Annotated in this window: 12 protein-coding genes; 8 read left to right on the forward strand and 4 right to left on the reverse strand. The window is 38.3% G+C overall.

The window, feature by feature from the left end; all coding sequences use genetic code 11:
- Positions 1–11: 11 nt before the first annotated feature.
- Together ABJH90_RS14305 and ABJH90_RS14310 are read right to left on the reverse strand one after the other, a co-directional pair.
- Positions 12–1,343, reverse strand: coding sequence for a RagB/SusD family nutrient uptake outer membrane protein (locus ABJH90_RS14305; protein WP_348140503.1), 1,332 nt, complete (start codon positions 1,341–1,343; stop codon positions 12–14).
- 10 nt (positions 1,344–1,353) lie between these two features.
- The gene (locus ABJH90_RS14310) at positions 1,354–4,302 is read right to left on the reverse strand and encodes a SusC/RagA family TonB-linked outer membrane protein (RefSeq protein WP_348140505.1); all 2,949 of its coding nucleotides are present in this window, start codon (positions 4,300–4,302) and stop codon (positions 1,354–1,356) included.
- 193 nt (positions 4,303–4,495) lie between these two features.
- On the opposite strand from ABJH90_RS14310, the gene aspS reads away from it, so the two are divergent.
- The 4 genes from aspS to ABJH90_RS14330 all read left to right on the forward strand — a co-directional run bounded on the left by aspS (position 4,496) and on the right by ABJH90_RS14330 (position 8,640).
- Complete coding sequence (gene aspS / locus ABJH90_RS14315; RefSeq protein WP_348140508.1) at positions 4,496–6,250, forward strand: aspartate--tRNA ligase; 1,755 nt, start codon at positions 4,496–4,498, stop codon at positions 6,248–6,250.
- Between the two features lie 55 nt (positions 6,251–6,305).
- Positions 6,306–8,102 (forward strand): chloride channel protein, encoded by a 1,797-nt coding sequence (locus ABJH90_RS14320; RefSeq protein ID WP_348140510.1) that lies wholly within the window; start codon positions 6,306–6,308, stop codon positions 8,100–8,102.
- Positions 8,092–8,355, forward strand: a complete 264-nt coding sequence (locus ABJH90_RS14325) for a hypothetical protein (protein ID WP_348140512.1) — start codon at positions 8,092–8,094, stop codon at positions 8,353–8,355. Before ABJH90_RS14320 ends, ABJH90_RS14325 begins: the two co-directional genes overlap by 11 nt.
- Before the next feature lie 90 nt (positions 8,356–8,445).
- Positions 8,446–8,640, forward strand: a complete 195-nt coding sequence (locus tag ABJH90_RS14330; protein ID WP_299159973.1) for a cold-shock protein — start codon at positions 8,446–8,448, stop codon at positions 8,638–8,640.
- Between the two features lie 59 nt (positions 8,641–8,699).
- On the opposite strand, the gene ABJH90_RS14335 is transcribed toward ABJH90_RS14330, so the two are convergent.
- A complete protein-coding gene (locus ABJH90_RS14335) occupies positions 8,700–9,149 on the reverse strand; it encodes a nucleoside deaminase (RefSeq protein ID WP_348140996.1) in 450 nt (149 codons plus the stop codon).
- 74 nt (positions 9,150–9,223) lie between these two features.
- Here ABJH90_RS14335 and ABJH90_RS14340 point away from each other — a divergent pair, with 74 nt between their 5' ends.
- Together ABJH90_RS14340 and ABJH90_RS14345 are read left to right on the forward strand one after the other, a co-directional pair.
- Complete coding sequence (locus tag ABJH90_RS14340) at positions 9,224–10,993, forward strand: 1-deoxy-D-xylulose-5-phosphate synthase (protein WP_348140514.1); 1,770 nt, start codon at positions 9,224–9,226, stop codon at positions 10,991–10,993.
- Between the two features lies 1 nt (position 10,994).
- The gene (locus ABJH90_RS14345) at positions 10,995–12,089 is read left to right on the forward strand and encodes a DUF3078 domain-containing protein (RefSeq protein WP_348140516.1); all 1,095 of its coding nucleotides are present in this window, start codon (positions 10,995–10,997) and stop codon (positions 12,087–12,089) included.
- Here the strand turns inward: ABJH90_RS14345 and dgt are convergent.
- Positions 12,086–13,429 carry a dGTP triphosphohydrolase gene (dgt, locus tag ABJH90_RS14350; RefSeq protein ID WP_348140518.1) on the reverse strand — a complete coding sequence of 448 codons (1,344 nt, stop codon included), beginning with the start codon at positions 13,427–13,429 and terminating at the stop codon, positions 12,086–12,088. The genes ABJH90_RS14345 and dgt overlap by 4 nt on opposite strands.
- Before the next feature lie 195 nt (positions 13,430–13,624).
- On the opposite strand from dgt, the gene ABJH90_RS14355 reads away from it, so the two are divergent.
- Both ABJH90_RS14355 and ABJH90_RS14360 read left to right on the forward strand, forming a co-directional pair.
- Positions 13,625–14,827: a porin gene (locus ABJH90_RS14355; protein ID WP_348140520.1), complete on the forward strand. Its 1,203-nt coding sequence runs from the start codon at positions 13,625–13,627 to the stop codon at positions 14,825–14,827.
- Between the two features lie 76 nt (positions 14,828–14,903).
- Positions 14,904–17,192 (forward strand): inorganic phosphate transporter, encoded by a 2,289-nt coding sequence (locus tag ABJH90_RS14360; protein WP_348140522.1) that lies wholly within the window; start codon positions 14,904–14,906, stop codon positions 17,190–17,192.
- Positions 17,193–17,256 lie beyond the last annotated feature (64 nt).

A 17,256-nucleotide genomic window follows, 5' to 3' on the forward strand; every position in this document is an offset into this window, starting at 1 on the left:
TGAACTAACAACTATTCATTTTCAGAAAGTGGTACAGGTAAAACATTATATACCTGATCTCCTGCCCTATCTATAGGCAAAGTGCTGGACAATCCGTAACGTCTAAGATCGAACATTCTATGGTTTTCAGACCACAATGAATATCTTCTTTGATTCAATAGTTCTGTAGTTAGAGCATCAGCTGTTTGTGCTCCCGCATAATTTGGGAGAGATGCAGAAGTACGAATCGTATTTAAAGCGTCTTCAGCATCCTGCAGATTATTTGCCAAAATGCTTGCTTCTGCATATAGCAGTATCAACTCCTCGTTCCGAAGGATTTCAACATCTGATACATTAGTAGCATATAAACGCGTTTCATGTGTTCCTGTAAGCCCATCCTGGGTGCTGGGATCTGGTCGGGGTGCAGCCTTGGATGCTACACGGGTATCCCCTGCTTCAGCTTCATTAATCCAACTATCATGTACAATAATCTGATCCCCGTTGTTCACATTTTCTGGGGTAGATGGAACCCTGAACACAGGATTTGCCTGGTCTCCCCCACCCAAGCCAAAAATATGGTTGGGACCCAGATCTAAAGCACCGCCAAGATCAAAATAAGACCCGGTAAGTGCGGTTAATGCAGATGTCCCATCACCAGCATATACAGCAGCCAAAGCGGCTACCGCTCTGTTAAATTGAGTAAAAGTAGCCGGAGTATCAAATCCGCTAAAACCACTACTTAATGGAAAGGCAAAACTACCGCCTGTACTTGAAAGATTTCCCTGGGCCTCGTCTAACAAAGCACGGATTTGTGCTAATGCCTCGTTAAAATCTAATATTGGGCCTAGATTATCGGGGTCGGCTACATCTAATCTGGCCCTGTCATAGGATTTTAAAATCTGGATTAATTCATAGGCCTGCATTGTTTTTGCAAACCCAATATATCCATTAGATTCTGCGTCTGTAACAAATTCGGTATTAGAGGCAGCTTCTATCAATAAATTCGCATTCTTTGTGGCACGGTAATTACCATTCCATTGTTGCGTACTGTAAAATGAATTGTTGTCTAAGGGGATACCGTCTTTTCCCAAAAGATCTCCTGTATTTCGGGGATCGGCATCAAATAAATACAATTCACGCGCCATAGTACCACTGGCAGTTACTTCTGTTCCCAACCCATTCCTGATAGTAGATTCTATTCCTACTACCAGTTCGTTCAATTGTCCTTTTGAAGCATTTTGTTGTACTCCACTGACACTCGGTCCGTCAGGATCTTGTACTTCATCTATTGTGCATGAGTATACTATTACTAAAATAGAAAAGGTCCATGCTAACGTAGTTATCTTTTTGATAATATTTTTCATCGTCAATTTTTTAAAAGTTAACATTCAGGTGAAAGTAGAATTGCCTTGAACTGGGAAAGGGAGTTACCTCTATTCCACTGGAAAGTCCGGCACCACCATTAACGGACACTTCAGGATCATAACTACTATAATCTGTTATGGTAAAAATATTTCTGCCTGAGAACCCAAATTTTACCCCCTCCACGGTTTCACCAAAAATATTGTTCACAGTTTGAGTTGGCAATCTATAATAGATTGCGGCTTCCCTCAAGCGTACATAACCTGCCGGTTCTACAAATCGCAATGCATTAGCAGGTGTGGCTAATCGCGCCTGACCTTCAGCAGTTTCCAAATCCGGGGTCACGCCTCCCAAATCTGTCAGGAAAGTAGAAAGGTTGAGATTCTCACCACCTTGTTTCCATTGAAGAAGAAACAATACATCAAACTGTTTAAACAATGTCAGGTTGTTACTGAATGCCATCTGAAAATCTGGCTCAACATTTCCAACTTGTGTTTGAACACCATCAATATTTCCAACCAATTGGGTTACCGGTTTTCCTTCTTCTATAAAGAAGGTTCCTAAACCAAGTCCAAAACCTGCCCCAGGCTGGGGAAAGGCTGGCACATCTAAACGAGTAATTTCAGATCGGTTTAGATAAAATAGCACCCCTGTATTCCATCTAACGTTCTGATTGCTCAGTACATCCCATTTTAAGCCCAATTCTACCCCTTTATTCCTAAGATCCGCCAGGTTCGTGGTTTCCTGAGTAAATCCTGTTGAGGCAGGGAGTGCTCTGGTAAGAATTAAATCCTTAACTTGTTTATTGTAATATGTGGCCTCAAAAGTAATACGATTTTGGAACAGGCCTAGATCAAATCCCATTTCAATTTCCTTAGCGGTTTCCGGTTCAACATCCGGGTCCCCCTTAGCTGCTAAACCCTCACCAGAGATTCCAACAGATTGTCCAATATTACCGCCAATATTATTTGCTCCAAAACTGGTAAAAGTGGCTCCAAAACCTGCCGGATTACCAGTTTCTCCATAAGCAATTCTAAGCTTTAATTGACTTATATCCTCAACGCCCCAAAAATCAAAATTATTAAAGTTTACGGCCAAAGACGCTTTTGGAAAGCCATAGAATTTATTTGGATCCCCGTTCCTGCTTGATTTATCCATACGATATCCCAAAGTGGCAATAAACTGATCCTTATAATTTCCTTCCACCTGGGCAAAGAAACCGAAGTCTTCCTCTTCTGTCCTATTCTGATCTATAACCTGGTTGACGGATTGATCCACACTTGTTTGACCCGCTGCAAGCAGTGAGCCTCTGCTATTAACCAAATTAGACTCCTGGCTCAGATACGTTAAACCTGCCTGAGAAGTTAAACCTAAGTCCCCTCCCATAGCATCATGATCCCATACGGCAATGGCTTGTGTATTAAATTGTGTAAAGTTATTCTTACCTACAGCGACAAAACCACCTTGACCACCAATTTGAGCCTGATGTGTTTCGGGGACATAAACATTAGTCTCGTTAGCCAAATAATCAAATCCACCGCTTAAAACTAATTTTACACGGTTTACATCGGTCGTTAAAATATTAGTATTTAAGGCCAGTCCCTGAACTATGCGATTGTTAGTATCATCATTTCTTGCATTGTCTCTTACAAAAATTGGATTCCCCGGATAATTGGGATTATTTGGATAGTTACCATTGGCATCAGGAAACAAATTATTCCATGGCCGGGTGAACGCCAAAGTATAACCATAACTAAGTCCGCCTTCGTTTTCATTACCGGTAAAACTTCGACTGGAATTACTTCTGGTGAAATTGGTAGTAGTGGTAAAATCAAAAACATCAGAAATTCTGTGTTCTAAATTTGTACGAAGTGAAAGACGGTCAAAGCCGGTATTTTTGATAATACCATCCTCGTCTCTATAAGCACCTCCTACATAGAACTTGGTTTTTTCATTTCCCCCTGTCGCATTCAACCTTGTTTCTGTAATAAAACCTGTTTCACCATAGATAATGTCTTCAAAATTATAAAGGCTGCCCCGTTCGGCAATTGTTGCGTCAAATTTGGCCCTTTCGCCGGCATCAAATGTCGCTTCCACAGAATCTCCGGTCCAGGGTCTTATTCCCAGAGGATTAGCAATTTTATTGCTGCCTAAATCCTGGCTAAAACTTATTTTTGTTTTCCCACTTTTACCTCGTTTTGTAGTAATTATGATTACCCCGGCATTTCCTCTTTGTCCATAGATTGCAGCGGCAGAAGATCCTTTTAAAACTTCGACGTTCTGAATATCGTTTGGATCCAGATCTGCTAAACGGTTGCTGGAATTTTCTTCATTCTCCCTGTTTGCACCTGAGGCAAACCTTAAACCGGAGGGCACCTCCACATTGTTATAGTAAACACCGTCAACTATAATAAGAGGCTGGTTGTTTCCATTGATAGAAGAAACACCCCTAAGCCTTAAGGCAAATCCACCACCGGGAGCTCCGGAGGATGCTGTAATATTCACCCCTGGCACTTTGCCATATAAGGCCCCGTCTACCGTAGACTGGCTTGTTGTGCCCACCAATTCCTGCGTGGAAACTGTGGAAACGGCATTCGCCAAATTTTCTCGTTTTACTGAGGTTGCTAAACCGGTAATAACTACCTCGTCCAGACCAGTAGCTGATTCTGCTAAAGTGACATTCAGTGTTGTTGCATCCGTTATCCTAATTTCTCTGGTTTCGAACCCCAAAGAGGAAAAAACCAAGGTTGCCGGAAAATTGTTGACAGTAATTTCATAATTCCCATCAAAATCGCTCGTAGTTCCTGTTGTGGTACCTTTTATTACAACGTTTACCCCTGGTAAGGGAGTACCATCCAATTCATCCTGGATATATCCACGGACAGTTGCCTGCGAAAACGCCAAAAACGGCAGCGCAAGAAAAAGCCACAGAAATACCTTTTTAAGTAGAGTTTTTTTCATGTTCAGTGGTGTTTAGTATTAGCTATTATTCTTTCAAGGTAGTAAAGAAAAGGTGTTTATAAAATTTTTTTTAAGTTTTTTTTAACAAACCTATCTTTAGAAAAATGCATAATATACCAGAAAACACGACCTAATGATATGGGGGTGCAAGCATATCTTCTTACATTTGCGGCTGTAATACAAGGCACTTAAAATGTATAGAAGTCATACTTGTGGTGAATTAAGATCATCACACATAAATAAGGAAGTCACTTTGTCTGGTTGGGTGCAAAAAACAAGAGACAAAGGGTTTGTGGTCTGGGCAGATCTACGGGATCGATATGGCATTACCCAACTGGTATTTGATGAAGAGCGAAGTGATCCTGAAATATTAGAAAAAGCCAGGGTTTTAGGTCGCGAATTTGTATTACAGGTACAGGGTACTGTAATTGAACGATCTTCTAAAAATTCCAATATCCCTACAGGAGAAATTGAAATATTGGTTACAAAACTTCAGGTATTAAACGAATCCTTATTACCTCCATTTACAATTGAAGACAAAACTGATGGAGGTGAGGACCTGAGAATGAAATATCGCTATCTGGATATTCGAAGAAATCCGGTCAAAGAAAATCTAATTTTTCGTAGTAAAGTTACGATCGAAGTGAGAAATTATCTTTCCAAACAAGGGTTTATCGAAGTGGAAACTCCTTATTTAATAAAATCAACTCCGGAAGGGGCACGCGATTTTGTAGTTCCAAGCAGGATGAATGAAGGACAATTCTATGCCTTGCCACAATCTCCTCAGACCTTTAAACAACTACTAATGGTAGGTGGGTTGGATAAATATTTTCAGATAGTAAAATGCTTTAGAGATGAAGATTTGCGCGCTGACCGACAACCAGAATTCACACAAATAGATTGTGAAATGGCCTTTGTAGAACAGGATGATATACTACTGACTTTTGAAGGACTTGCCAGACATCTGCTTCTTGAAATTAACGGAGTAGAGACAGGGGAATTCCCCAGGCTGACTTATGACGAAGCGATGAAAAGATTTGGCAATGACAAACCGGACATCCGTTTTGGTATGGAATTTGGCGAATTAAACGAAGTAGCCAAGCACAAAGATTTTAATGTATTTAATTCCTCTGAGTTGGTTGTTGGAATTGCCGTACCCGGAGCCGCATCCTATTCGAGAAAAGAAATAGATCAACTCATAGATTGGATGCGCCGGCCACAGGTGGGAGCAAAAGGTATGGTGTATGTAAAATGCAATGAGGATGGTAGTTATAAATCGTCTGTTGACAAATTTTATGGGCAGGAAGACCTATCTGCATGGGCCAAAATAACAGGGGCTAAAGCAGGGGATCTTATTTGTATTCTTTCTGGAAACATAACCGAAACCAGAACTCAATTAAGTATTTTACGAATGGAAATGGCAGAACGTCTGGGACTTAGAAATCCAAAAGAATTTGCTCCGTTATGGGTTGTCGATTTTCCATTACTGGAATTAGATGATGAAACAGGTAACTACCACGCAATGCATCACCCATTTACTTCTCCCAAACCAGGACAGTTAGAATTGCTGGAAACGGATCCGGCTGCGGTAAGAGCTAATGCATATGATTTGGTATTAAATGGAAATGAAATTGGAGGTGGATCAATCAGAATACACAACAAAGAAATCCAGTCAACCATGTTCAGGCATCTTGGTTTTACAAAGGAAGAGGCAAAGGCCCAGTTTGGATTTTTAATGGATGCTTTTCAATATGGCGCTCCTCCACATGGAGGAATTGCGTTTGGACTAGACAGGCTAGTGGCCATTCTTGGAGGTCAAGAAACTATAAGAGATTTTATTGCATTTCCAAAAAATAATAGCGGAAGGGATGTCATGATTGATGCGCCTGCATTTATTGATGAAGCACAATTGAAGGAACTGAATTTAAAATTAGATATTCAATCTTAATTCCAAACTCATATAAAAGCGGCATTTTTAATACCTTTAAACGTATAATCAAATAATGCCCAACCGAATCACAATCTTATTTACCAGGTTTCTTAAATGGAGGTACAAACATATCTCCAATAAAACCTTTACCCAGCTAATGAGCGTTGTTGTTGGGTTTTTAGCCGGGCTTGCTGCGGTTACACTTAAAAACATAACCTACTTTTTAGAGTCTCTTTTAGAAACAGGTATAGTCTTTTCCAACAACCAATTATATTTTGTAACCCCAATTATTGGCCTTACTCTGGTTTATCTGTACGTAAAATTTGTTCATAAGGAAAAGTTGGAGCACGCTATTTCATCTGTTCTTTTTGCTTTGTCAAAAAAGAAAGGGATAATTAGTGCAAAGAAAATATTTTTGCCTTTGGTAACTGCCCCTTTAACGGTTGGTTTTGGGGGTTCTGTTGGGCTTTTAGGCCCTGCCGTCGCTTCAGGAGCGGCAATAAGCTCTAATGTTGCCAGATTATTACATATTAATGCCAAAACAAGATCTCTTCTTATTGCCTGTGCCTCAGCCGGAGCTATTTCCTCTATTTTCCAATCCCCGATAGCAGCCATTATTTTTGCCGTAGAAGTTTTTAGTCTAGACCTAACTATGATCTCTATGCTTCCCCTATTGTTAGCCTCTATTTCAGGGGTTCTTACTTCCTATTTCTTTCTTGGTGATGAATCTTTGTTTAGTTTTTCTATAACAGAAAAATTTGAAATAAAAGACACTTTTTTCTATATTTTTTTGGGAGTAGGTACGGCTATTTCCTCTATTTATTTTACAAAAATGTATTTTGCCATACTTGCCTTTTTTGAAAGATTCAAGAGTCCAAAATATAAACTTTTAGTTGGTGGATTGGCCATTGGTATTATGCTCTATTTTATTCCTCCGCTTTATGGTGAAGGGTTTGGTTTTATTAATAATCTTTTGGACGGAGAACATATAGCCGCACTGGGTAAAACACCTTTTGACAACTACACCAATAATATCTGGGTAGTAATAGCCCTTCTTTTCGGGATTACAATTTTCAAAGCTGTTGCAATGACCACAACTTTTGCTGCAGGAGGTTCGGGAGGTATATTTATTCCCACTATGGTCATGGGAAGTGCTTTGGGAAATGTGGTAGCTAAGGTCATCAATAATTTGGGATTTGGGCTTTATGTGAATGAAAGCAACTTTACTCTAATTGGTATGGCCGGGCTTATAGCCGGAGTGCTACACGCACCTTTAACCGCTATCTTCTTAATTGCTGAAATAACAGGTGGTTACGAACTTTTTGTGCCGCTGATGATTACTTCCGCAATTTCCTTTCTTCTAACTAAAAATGCAATTGATTATACCATTTATACGCGTGAATTGGCCAAACAAGGTGCTCTTATCACGCATAATAAAGATCAAGCCGTACTTACTTTAATGCATCTCGATGAGATTATAGAACAGGATTTTAAGACCATTAGACAGGAAATGACTCTTGGTGAATTGGTTTATCAGACAGTTGCAAAATCTACACGAAATATATTTCCAGTTATTGATGCAAATGATGCTCTTGTTGGTATAGTTTCATTGGATGACATTCGGGAATTTATGTTTGACACCTCCATCTATGAGAAAATAAAGGTTGAATCCATTATGCACAACGCCCCTGAATTAATCTTTTATGAAACAGATTCAATGCGCGAAGTAATGCGGAAATTTCAGGATAGTAGTGCCTGGAACCTTCCGGTAATAAAAGATGACAAATATTTAGGTTTCATCTCCAAATCCAAGTTGTTAACTGCTTATAGAAGGAAGTTGATTAATTTTACTCAGGAAGATGCCAATTAAACTCAAACACATCGTATTTTTAATCGTTCTAGCGTCACTGGGAGCAATAATATATGGTTTTTCTCTGGAAGAAGAACATTCTCAGGTAGCCAATAAATATATTGGATTTGGTACTGTAGGGCTTTTTTTAATAGCAATGCCCCTATTTCTTATAAAGGAGAGTAAAAATAGAAAAGTAAAGGACTATATGCTTACAGAAGAAAATATTCGGAAAATGCAAGGTAAAGGTCCTAAAAAGTCTGAAAATCAATAAATTTGGTCGAATTTTACCTTTTCTTTAAAGAGGTCTGCCCAAAAAATCATACTTTCGTATGGTAATTTTTTTATTTTAATACTTATTTTAATGACAGGAACTGTAAAATTTTTCAATGAATCCAAGGGATACGGGTTCATTACCAACGACGACACCGGGAAGGACATCTTTGTTCATGCCACAGCATTGAACGGAGTGGAATTAAACGAAGGCGACAAAGTAGAATACGAAGAAGAAGAAGGAAGAAAGGGCATGGTTGCGGCACAAGTGCAAGTAATCGGATAACAATATTTTATTTTGAATTATTACAATCCCTGATGATATATCAGGGATTTTTTTTGACCCTAATTTAAACCGCGTTTCTGAATAAAAAATTGTTTTAAAATTTCTGAACATTCCTCTTCTAAAATACCCCCTGAGATAGTAGCTTTTGGATGTAATTGCCCTCCTAAAGCAGAAAAACCCCTTTGAGGATCATAAGCTCCAAATACAATCTTTGGAATTTGACTCCAAAAAAGTGCGCCAGCACACATTTGACATGGTTCCAGAGTTACATATAAGGTACAATCATGTAAATATTTGCCTCCTAAAAAGTTAGCGGCAGCGGTAATTGCCTGCATTTCTGCGTGCGCGGTTACATCATTAAGTTGTTCTGTCAAATTATGTGCACGGGCAATTATTCTATCCTGTACCACAATTACCGCCCCAATAGGAACTTCATCCTTCTCAAAAGCTGTTTCTGCCTCCTGCAATGCCCTTTTCATAAAATAAGCATCATCAAATTTAATATCAATTGCCATAATACTGCAATATTATGAATAGATGTGATTATTACAAAAAATGAATTATAGTACATTTGCTACTTCGTATGAAACTATTGAATACAATTAATTATCCTTCTGATCTTCGCAAATTAAAAGCGAGTGAATTACCTCTTCTTGCAAAGGAATTAAGGGAATTTATTATAGATATAGTAGCTGTCAAAGAAGGGCATTTGGGAGCAAGTCTGGGTGTAGTTGAATTAACACTGGCTATTCACTATGTATTCAATACGCCTTCTGACAAACTAATTTGGGATGTTGGTCACCAGGCATATGGTCACAAAATCATCACTGGACGCAAAGAGGTCTTTGATACTAACAGGCAACTGGGGGGAATAAGTGGGTTTCCTAGCAGAAGTGAAAGTGAGTATGATCCGTTTGGTACCGGTCACAGTTCTACCTCAATCTCTGCAATTCTTGGAATGGCGATTGCATCAAAATTAAATGGAGATGATAAAAGACAACATATTGCTGTTATTGGTGATGCGTCTATTGCAAGCGGGATGGCATTTGAAGGATTAAATCATGCCGGGGTTACAGATACTAATGTCCTTATTGTACTTAATGACAATGCTATTGGTATCGACCCTAGTGTAGGTGCTCTTAAAAAATATCTGACCAATGTAAAAAAGGGCACAGCAAAAGATGAAAATATTTTTGAATGCCTGAACTTTGATTACACCGGGCCCATTGATGGTCATGACTTCAATATCTTGATAAAAGAGTTAGAACGATTGAAAACAGTAAAAGGCCCTAAATTACTTCATGTTATTACCACCAAAGGAAAGGGTTTAAAAAAAGCAGAAGAAAATCAGGTTACCTATCATGCTCCCGGAAAATTCAATAATCAAACAGGTGATTTAATAACAACTCAGGCCGAAGATCACCCTCCTAAATACCAGGACGTATTTGGTCAGACACTTGTTGAACTGGCTTTAAAAAATGATAAAATTATTGGTATAACACCTGCAATGCCCACCGGGAGTTCTTTAAAGTTTATGATGGAGCAGATTCCGGAAAGAGCTTTTGATGTTGGTATCGCTGAGCAACATGCGGTTACTATGGCCGCAGGAATGGCTGCTGAAGGATTACTGCCATTTTGCGCCATTTATTCTACATTTTTACAAAGGGCTTACGATCAGGTAATTCACGATGTAGCTTTACAGAATCTTCCGGTGGCCTTCTTTCTGGACAGATCGGGATTAGTCGGACAAGATGGTGCTACTCATCATGGAGTTTATGATCTGGCCTATTTACGCTGTATCCCAAATCTCATTATCTTTTCACCATTGAATGAGCCGGAACTCCGCAATATAATGTATACCGTTCAAAAAGGTCTTTCCGGACCTATTGCTATTCGCTATCCAAGGGGACGTGCAACAACAAATCATTGGAAACAACCTTTTCAAAAAATGAAAATCGGTGTCGGAGAAGAGTTGATAAAAGGAAATAAGATTGCAGTACTATCCATAGGACACATCGGGAACACAATTTCCACGCTTATTAAGGGCCTGAATATGCCGGGAAAAATTGGCCACTATAATATGCGGTTTGTTAAGCCCCTGGATGAGAAATTATTGCGTTTTATTTTTGATACCTATGAACATATCATAACAGTAGAAGATGGTTGTAAAATAGGAGGATTTGGCAGTGCCGTAGTAGAATTTGGAAATTCTTTAAATAACCCCCTTCCTATTTCAGTCTTTGGAATAGATGATGTTTTCATTGAACACGGCACAGTAGATCAACTACATATAAAGTCACATATTGATGCCTTGTCGATTAAAAAATGTATCAAAGAATTATTGGAATTATAGTATGACAAGAAGATTAGTTTTATTTGGGTTGTTGTTATACTCCTCTTATGCATACCTTCAGGACAGCATTCCCGCGCAAACAGCCATTGATACCACAAAAATTGATACCATTGTCATTAGGGCCACCCAATACAAAGTTAAGGCTGTGCCCAGAGGGGTGCGTTTTATTAATCCTGTTATTTCCTTTAATCAGACCAAAGTACTACTTGAACCCTATAAACCCTTCAAAATCCCTTCCTTTTGGACAAAGAAAAATGAATTGGGATTAAATATAAATCAAGTGGCTTTTGTTAATTGGAATGCAGGTGGTGAAAATGCAGTTTCCGGTACAACTAGTTTGGAATTTGTAAGAAACTACAAATTTAGGCACATAAAATGGAATAATGAGTTAATCCTCAAATTTGGTATTAATGCTCAGGAAGGCAGGGAGGTAAGGAAAACGGAGGATGTTATCAGGCTTACCTCTACTTTTGGCTATCGGAAGGATACCTTAAACAAATGGTATTATACAATAAATACGAGATTTAATACCCAATTTGCAGACGGTTTTAATTACCCGGACACAGACAATCCCATCTCCAGATTTATGGCTCCGGGTTATTTATACTTTGGAGGAGGCCCTTCCTTCGTTCCTGACGGTAAAAATTTTATCCTATATTTATCTCCGACAACGTTTAAATCAACTTTCGTTCTAGACCAAACACTTGCCAATCAGGGCGCTTTTGGAGTTAGAAGAGCAGAATATGATTCAGAAGGGAATATCATAAGAGAAGGTAATAAAAAGTTTATTGAATTCGGGGTCCTGGTTACGAATACCTGGGAGAAAGAGATAACAACCAATATAATTATGAAGCATCGTCTAGGTCTATTCACAGATTATATCAGGCGTTTTGGGAACATTGATGTCGATTGGGAATTGAATTTTACATTTAAGGTGAACAGTTTGTTTGAAGCTAATTTGGGAACCCATGTTATTTATGATGATGATATTCGTTTTGACCAGGTAATTTCAGACACTGGCAATATAATTGACCCGGGAGTCCCCAAAATCCAGTTCAGACAGGTTTTGGCAATTGGATTAGCCTATAATTTTTAAAGTTGTTTCCCGCTTATTTTATTATGTATGTGCACTGCTGCACCATCCGAGAGACTAGCCACATAACAACATGCATTTAACAAAACCGAATAGAAGGAGCCTTCAGTATTTCTGTAGGCATGTGGCAAGGTTTCTATTAGTAGCTTATCATAGTTGGTGGGCTTTCCTTCTTTCTGTCTGACCAGAGCTCCGGTATAAACCTCCAAAATATCAGAGATGATCTTATATCCTGCAATTTCCTTTTCTATCACTCCCGGGGAACGATATATTTTATTTATACTTAACTGAATTATATCTTCAATCTGAGCCTTGTAATGGCTACGATCCAGCAGGGCGATATCAAAGTCCCCTTCGAGAATAGCTTCCTCGCTTTCAATAAAAATGGATACCGCATCACTTATCAGGGTATTAATAGCTAATGCCCTCAGATAGCTGAGCCTGTCGGCCATAATAGTCAATGAATTATACTTTTTGGTGTTAATCGTGTCTTTAACAAGTTTTATCAAATACTCCAAAGCATACTCTTCCGAGATCAATCCCAGGTTAATCCCATCTTCAAAATCAATTATCGTATAACAAATATCATCGGCGGCTTCAACCAAATAAGTCAGTGGATGTCTTGAATAGGCAATGTCAGCCCCTTCACTTGTACGATGAAGTCCCAATTCCTCGGCCACCTCTTTAAAGAACTCCTTTTCTGACTGAAAAAACCCAAATTTTTTATCTGCAATATGAGTAGTTGGTTTTTTCGGTAAAGATTCCTTTGGATATTTCATAAAGGCCCCTAAAGTGGCATAACTCAATCGGAGTCCGCCAAGGACCCCCTCCCGTGATTCGGTGAGTAGCTTAAAACCATTTGCATTGCCTTCAAAATCAATAATATCCTGGTACTCCTTCGGTGATAAAACCGATTCGTACTTTTTACCTTTGCCATGTTTAAAGAATTCTCCTATCGCCTTTTCTCCACTATGACCAAATGGTGGATTCCCAATATCATGAGCCAGGGCTGCCGCAGCTACTATTGCCCCAAAATCTCCAAATTTATATCCGAGCTCATCTTTTAAGGATGGATGGTTTTTTAATATTTTTTCACCGGCAATCCTTCCAAGGCTTCGGCCTACTACCGAAACTTCAAGACTATGTGTTAAGCGGGTATGGACAAAATCTGTCTTTGAAAGGGGAATTACCTGAGTCTTGTCTTGGAGACTCCTGAAAGCGCTGGAAAAAATCACCCTGTCATAATCAACCTCAAATCCTAAACGGGTCTCGTTTTGCTCATATCTAAGCCTTTTATGAGTATCGCCAAAACGCCTTAAAGAGAGAAGTTGTTCCCAGTTCATAAGTCTTAAATTAGGCTGGAAAGATACAGTTTTTTATAGGCGATTAAGCACCTAAATATTCAATTTTTCATTGATTTATGAACCCTAACAACTGCCTTTGGCCAAGGCATTTTTTTTATACCCTAATTTAATGTTGAGTTAACATTTGATTAACAGTGATGTAAGTTCTTTGTAAGCGACAAAAACTAATAAGAAATGAAATCAAAGTTACTATCCTTTACGTTTATTGTATTCATGTTTTTTACGGCAATATCACAAGAAACCAATGCACCTATCTTTGGTAAGGGTATTTTAAATTTAGTAGGTAAGGACAGCACCTGGAGTATGAAAGTTGGTGCCCGAGCTCAAATTTTAACCAGAGTATCTTTAATTAAAGGGCCAGACGGTCTGACAGATTCCCAAGGAAGTTTTTCTATACGCAGAGCACGTGTAAAATTGGATGGATTTATGTTAAGTCCTAGACTTAAATATAAAATAGAATTGAGTTTATCCAACAGAGATGTTGCGGGCCTCACAGAAAATAATGAGGTTGAAACTCTTATTCTTCGCGACGTAGTTATTAAGTGGAATTTTTATCGAAATTTCGAATTCTGGGCTGGCCTTACCAAACTCCCTGGCAATGTAGAACGTGTAATATCCTCAGGAAATTTGCAATTGGTAAACAGGTCACTTTTGAATGCGGGTTTTAATATTGATCGTGATTTGGGCATACAGATAAGACATCATCATAATTTATCGGATACTTTTCTAATGCGAGAAAAACTTGCTATCTCACAGGGAGAAGGAAGGAATGTAGTACTTGGCAATTATGGTGGTTTACAATATACCGGAAGGCTGGAATTCCTGCCATTAGGCAATTTCAAAAACAAAGGAGATTATGTAGGGGCCGATCTTGAAAGGGAACAGACTCCTAAATTGATGGTCGGGGTAACTTATGATATTAATGATCGTGCTGTTAAAACCAGAAGTAATCAGGGAATATTTATGCAAAATGATGTTGGGTTTTATAAAACAACTATAAGTACCTTATTTGTAGATGCAATGTTCAAATACAAAGGATTCTCGTTTATGGGAGAATATGCTAACAGAGACGCAAAAGATCCTATAGCTAAAAACTCTGACGGCACCGAGACGGGCGATGTTGTTAGGGTTGGAAATGGAGTAAACCTACAGGCAGGTTATCTATTACCCAAGAATTGGGAGATAGCCGCAAGATATTCAGATATTAATTTTGATCAGGAAATCACAGGCAGGAATCTTGTAGATCAATATACATTAGGACTTTCAAAGTATATCGTAGGTCATAAATTAAAAGTGCAGTCAGATTTTAGTTACCTTTCAGAACGGGGCGGAGTGGATTCGGTATTGGGAAGATTACAGTTGGAATTCCATTTTTGATATAAATAATAACCTTTAGATAACACGTTAAAAAATCTTACTTTAGATATTTACGAATTAATATTTCTCGAATATTATGGATAATATTTACTTAATAATGATAATTGCCTTGGCAGCTTTGGCCATTGCAGATTTGGTAGTTGGTGTAAGTAACGATGCCGTAAACTTTTTAAATTCAGCTATTGGTTCCAAGGCCATCTCCTTTAGAACTATTATGATTGTAGCAAGTTTGGGTATTGCCTGTGGAGCGATATTTTCAAGTGGGATGATGGAAGTTGCCAGGAAGGGAATTTTTAACCCTGGAGAGTTCTACTTTAATGAGATTATGTTCATTTTCATGGCCGTTATGATAACGGATATCCTGTTATTGGATTTCTTTAATACACTGGGGATGCCTACATCCACTACGGTTTCTATTGTATTTGAATTGTTAGGTGCTGCGGTAGCCATGTCTATGATAAAAATAGGTGCAGACGGCGGAAGTTTTTCAGATATCGTAAATTACATTAATACATCTAAAGCCTTTCAGATAATTATGGGAATATTGTTATCTGTTGTGGTCGCATTTTCAATAGGGGCCTTAGTCCAGTGGGTTTCACGTCTTTTGTTGTCATTTGATTTTGAAAAAAAATCCAAGTGGGTTGGTGCAATATTTGGTGGGGTAGCTTTATCTGCGATTACGTATTTCATATTCATGAAAGGTATTAAAGGAACTCCTTATGCCGGTCAAACCTTTGATCTTATCGGGGGAGTCAAAATTTCAGAATTCCTTGAAAATCAGGTGTTCTCAATTATAGTTGTGAGTTTTATTTTCTGGTCCTTTTTATCTTATATTTTGATAAAGTTGGCGAAAATAAATATTTACAAATTGATTATTGGTGTTGGAACATTCGCATTGGCGCTGGCTTTTGCAGGTAATGATCTTGTAAACTTTATAGGTGTACCTATTGCTGCATATCAGTCTTATGAAGCATGGACAGCTTCCGGAGCAGCTGCAACTGAATTTAGTATGGAAGTATTAGCCTCAAAAGTTCCTACACCTACAGTATTACTTTTTATTTCAGGTATGATAATGGTCGTCACGCTATGGTTTTCAAAAAAAGCCCGATATGTGGCAGATACTGAGATTAATCTCGCAAGAGAGGGAGAAGCCAGAGAACGGTTTAAACCTAATAATTTGTCGAGAGGTCTAGTAAGGTTTACCATATTAGCATCCAGATATACGGAAACGGTATTGCCAAATTCCCTGCTTGAAAGAATTAACAAGCAATTTAAAAAACGTACTCTTGCCCTGTCAAAAGGGAAAATACATGAATATGCCGCTTTTGATATGGTTAGAGCTGCTGTAAATCTTATGGTTGCAGGAATCCTGATTTCAATTGCCACTTCCTATAAATTACCCTTATCTACTACCTATGTAACCTTTATGGTAGCTATGGGAACCTCGCTTGCAGATCGTGCATGGGGTAGCGAAAGTGCAGTTTACAGGGTAGCAGGGGTATTGAATGTGATCGGTGGTTGGTTTGCAACAGCCATTATTGCATTCCTGGCTGCTGGCACAATCCTGGCGATTATTAGTTTTGGTAAAGGAGCTGCAATTGCGGTATTATTATTCGTCGCTATATTATTATTGGCTAGAAACTACATTTCCTATAAAAGAAAAGCTAAAGCAATTCGCGCTGAAGACAGATTGATAAGATCAGAAAGCAGTTCCATACAGGGTGTAATTGAAGAAAGTGCTCAAAATATTTCTAACGTTCTAAAAAGAAGCAGTAAACTATACAGAAATAGTATAGATGGTTTGGCCAAACAAAACCTGGACATCTTAAAAAAGAATAAGAAAAATGTGGTTAAATTATCTTCAGAAATAGATGACTTACGAGATAATTTATTTTACTTCATCAAAAAACTTGATGAGAGTAGTATAGAGGCAAGTAATTTTTATATAAATATTTTGGGCTATTTAACAGATATTGCACAATCTCTTGAATACATTACAAAAATAACCCATAAACATGTAAACAATAATCACAAAAAATTAAAGTACAATCAGGTTAAAGAACTCACTGAAATAAATCATGAACTGGATTCGCTTCTTGGCCGTTCCAAAAAGGCATTTGACAATCGTTCTTTTGAAGAAATAGGACAAATATTAGACAGAAAGGAAGAATTATATAAAATTGTTTCTCTTAAAGTTGAAAAACAAGTGCAAAGAACCCGATCTGAAGAATCCAGTCCCAAAAACACCACCTTATATTTTTCATTGCTTTTAGAAACGAAAGATTTGATGACGGCCACTATTAATCTGCTCGAATTATATTATGAGATGTACGATCGTAGTGTGGATTTTGCCGAGGCAGACTAGCAATCGAATATAAATCAAAAAATGCAGCTTTTAATTGTCCTCTCGAATCCAATTTTTGGTGCAT

This window comes from Eudoraea sp., from assembly GCF_039969275.1.
In the GTDB taxonomy this organism is placed as follows: domain Bacteria; phylum Bacteroidota; class Bacteroidia; order Flavobacteriales; family Flavobacteriaceae; genus Eudoraea.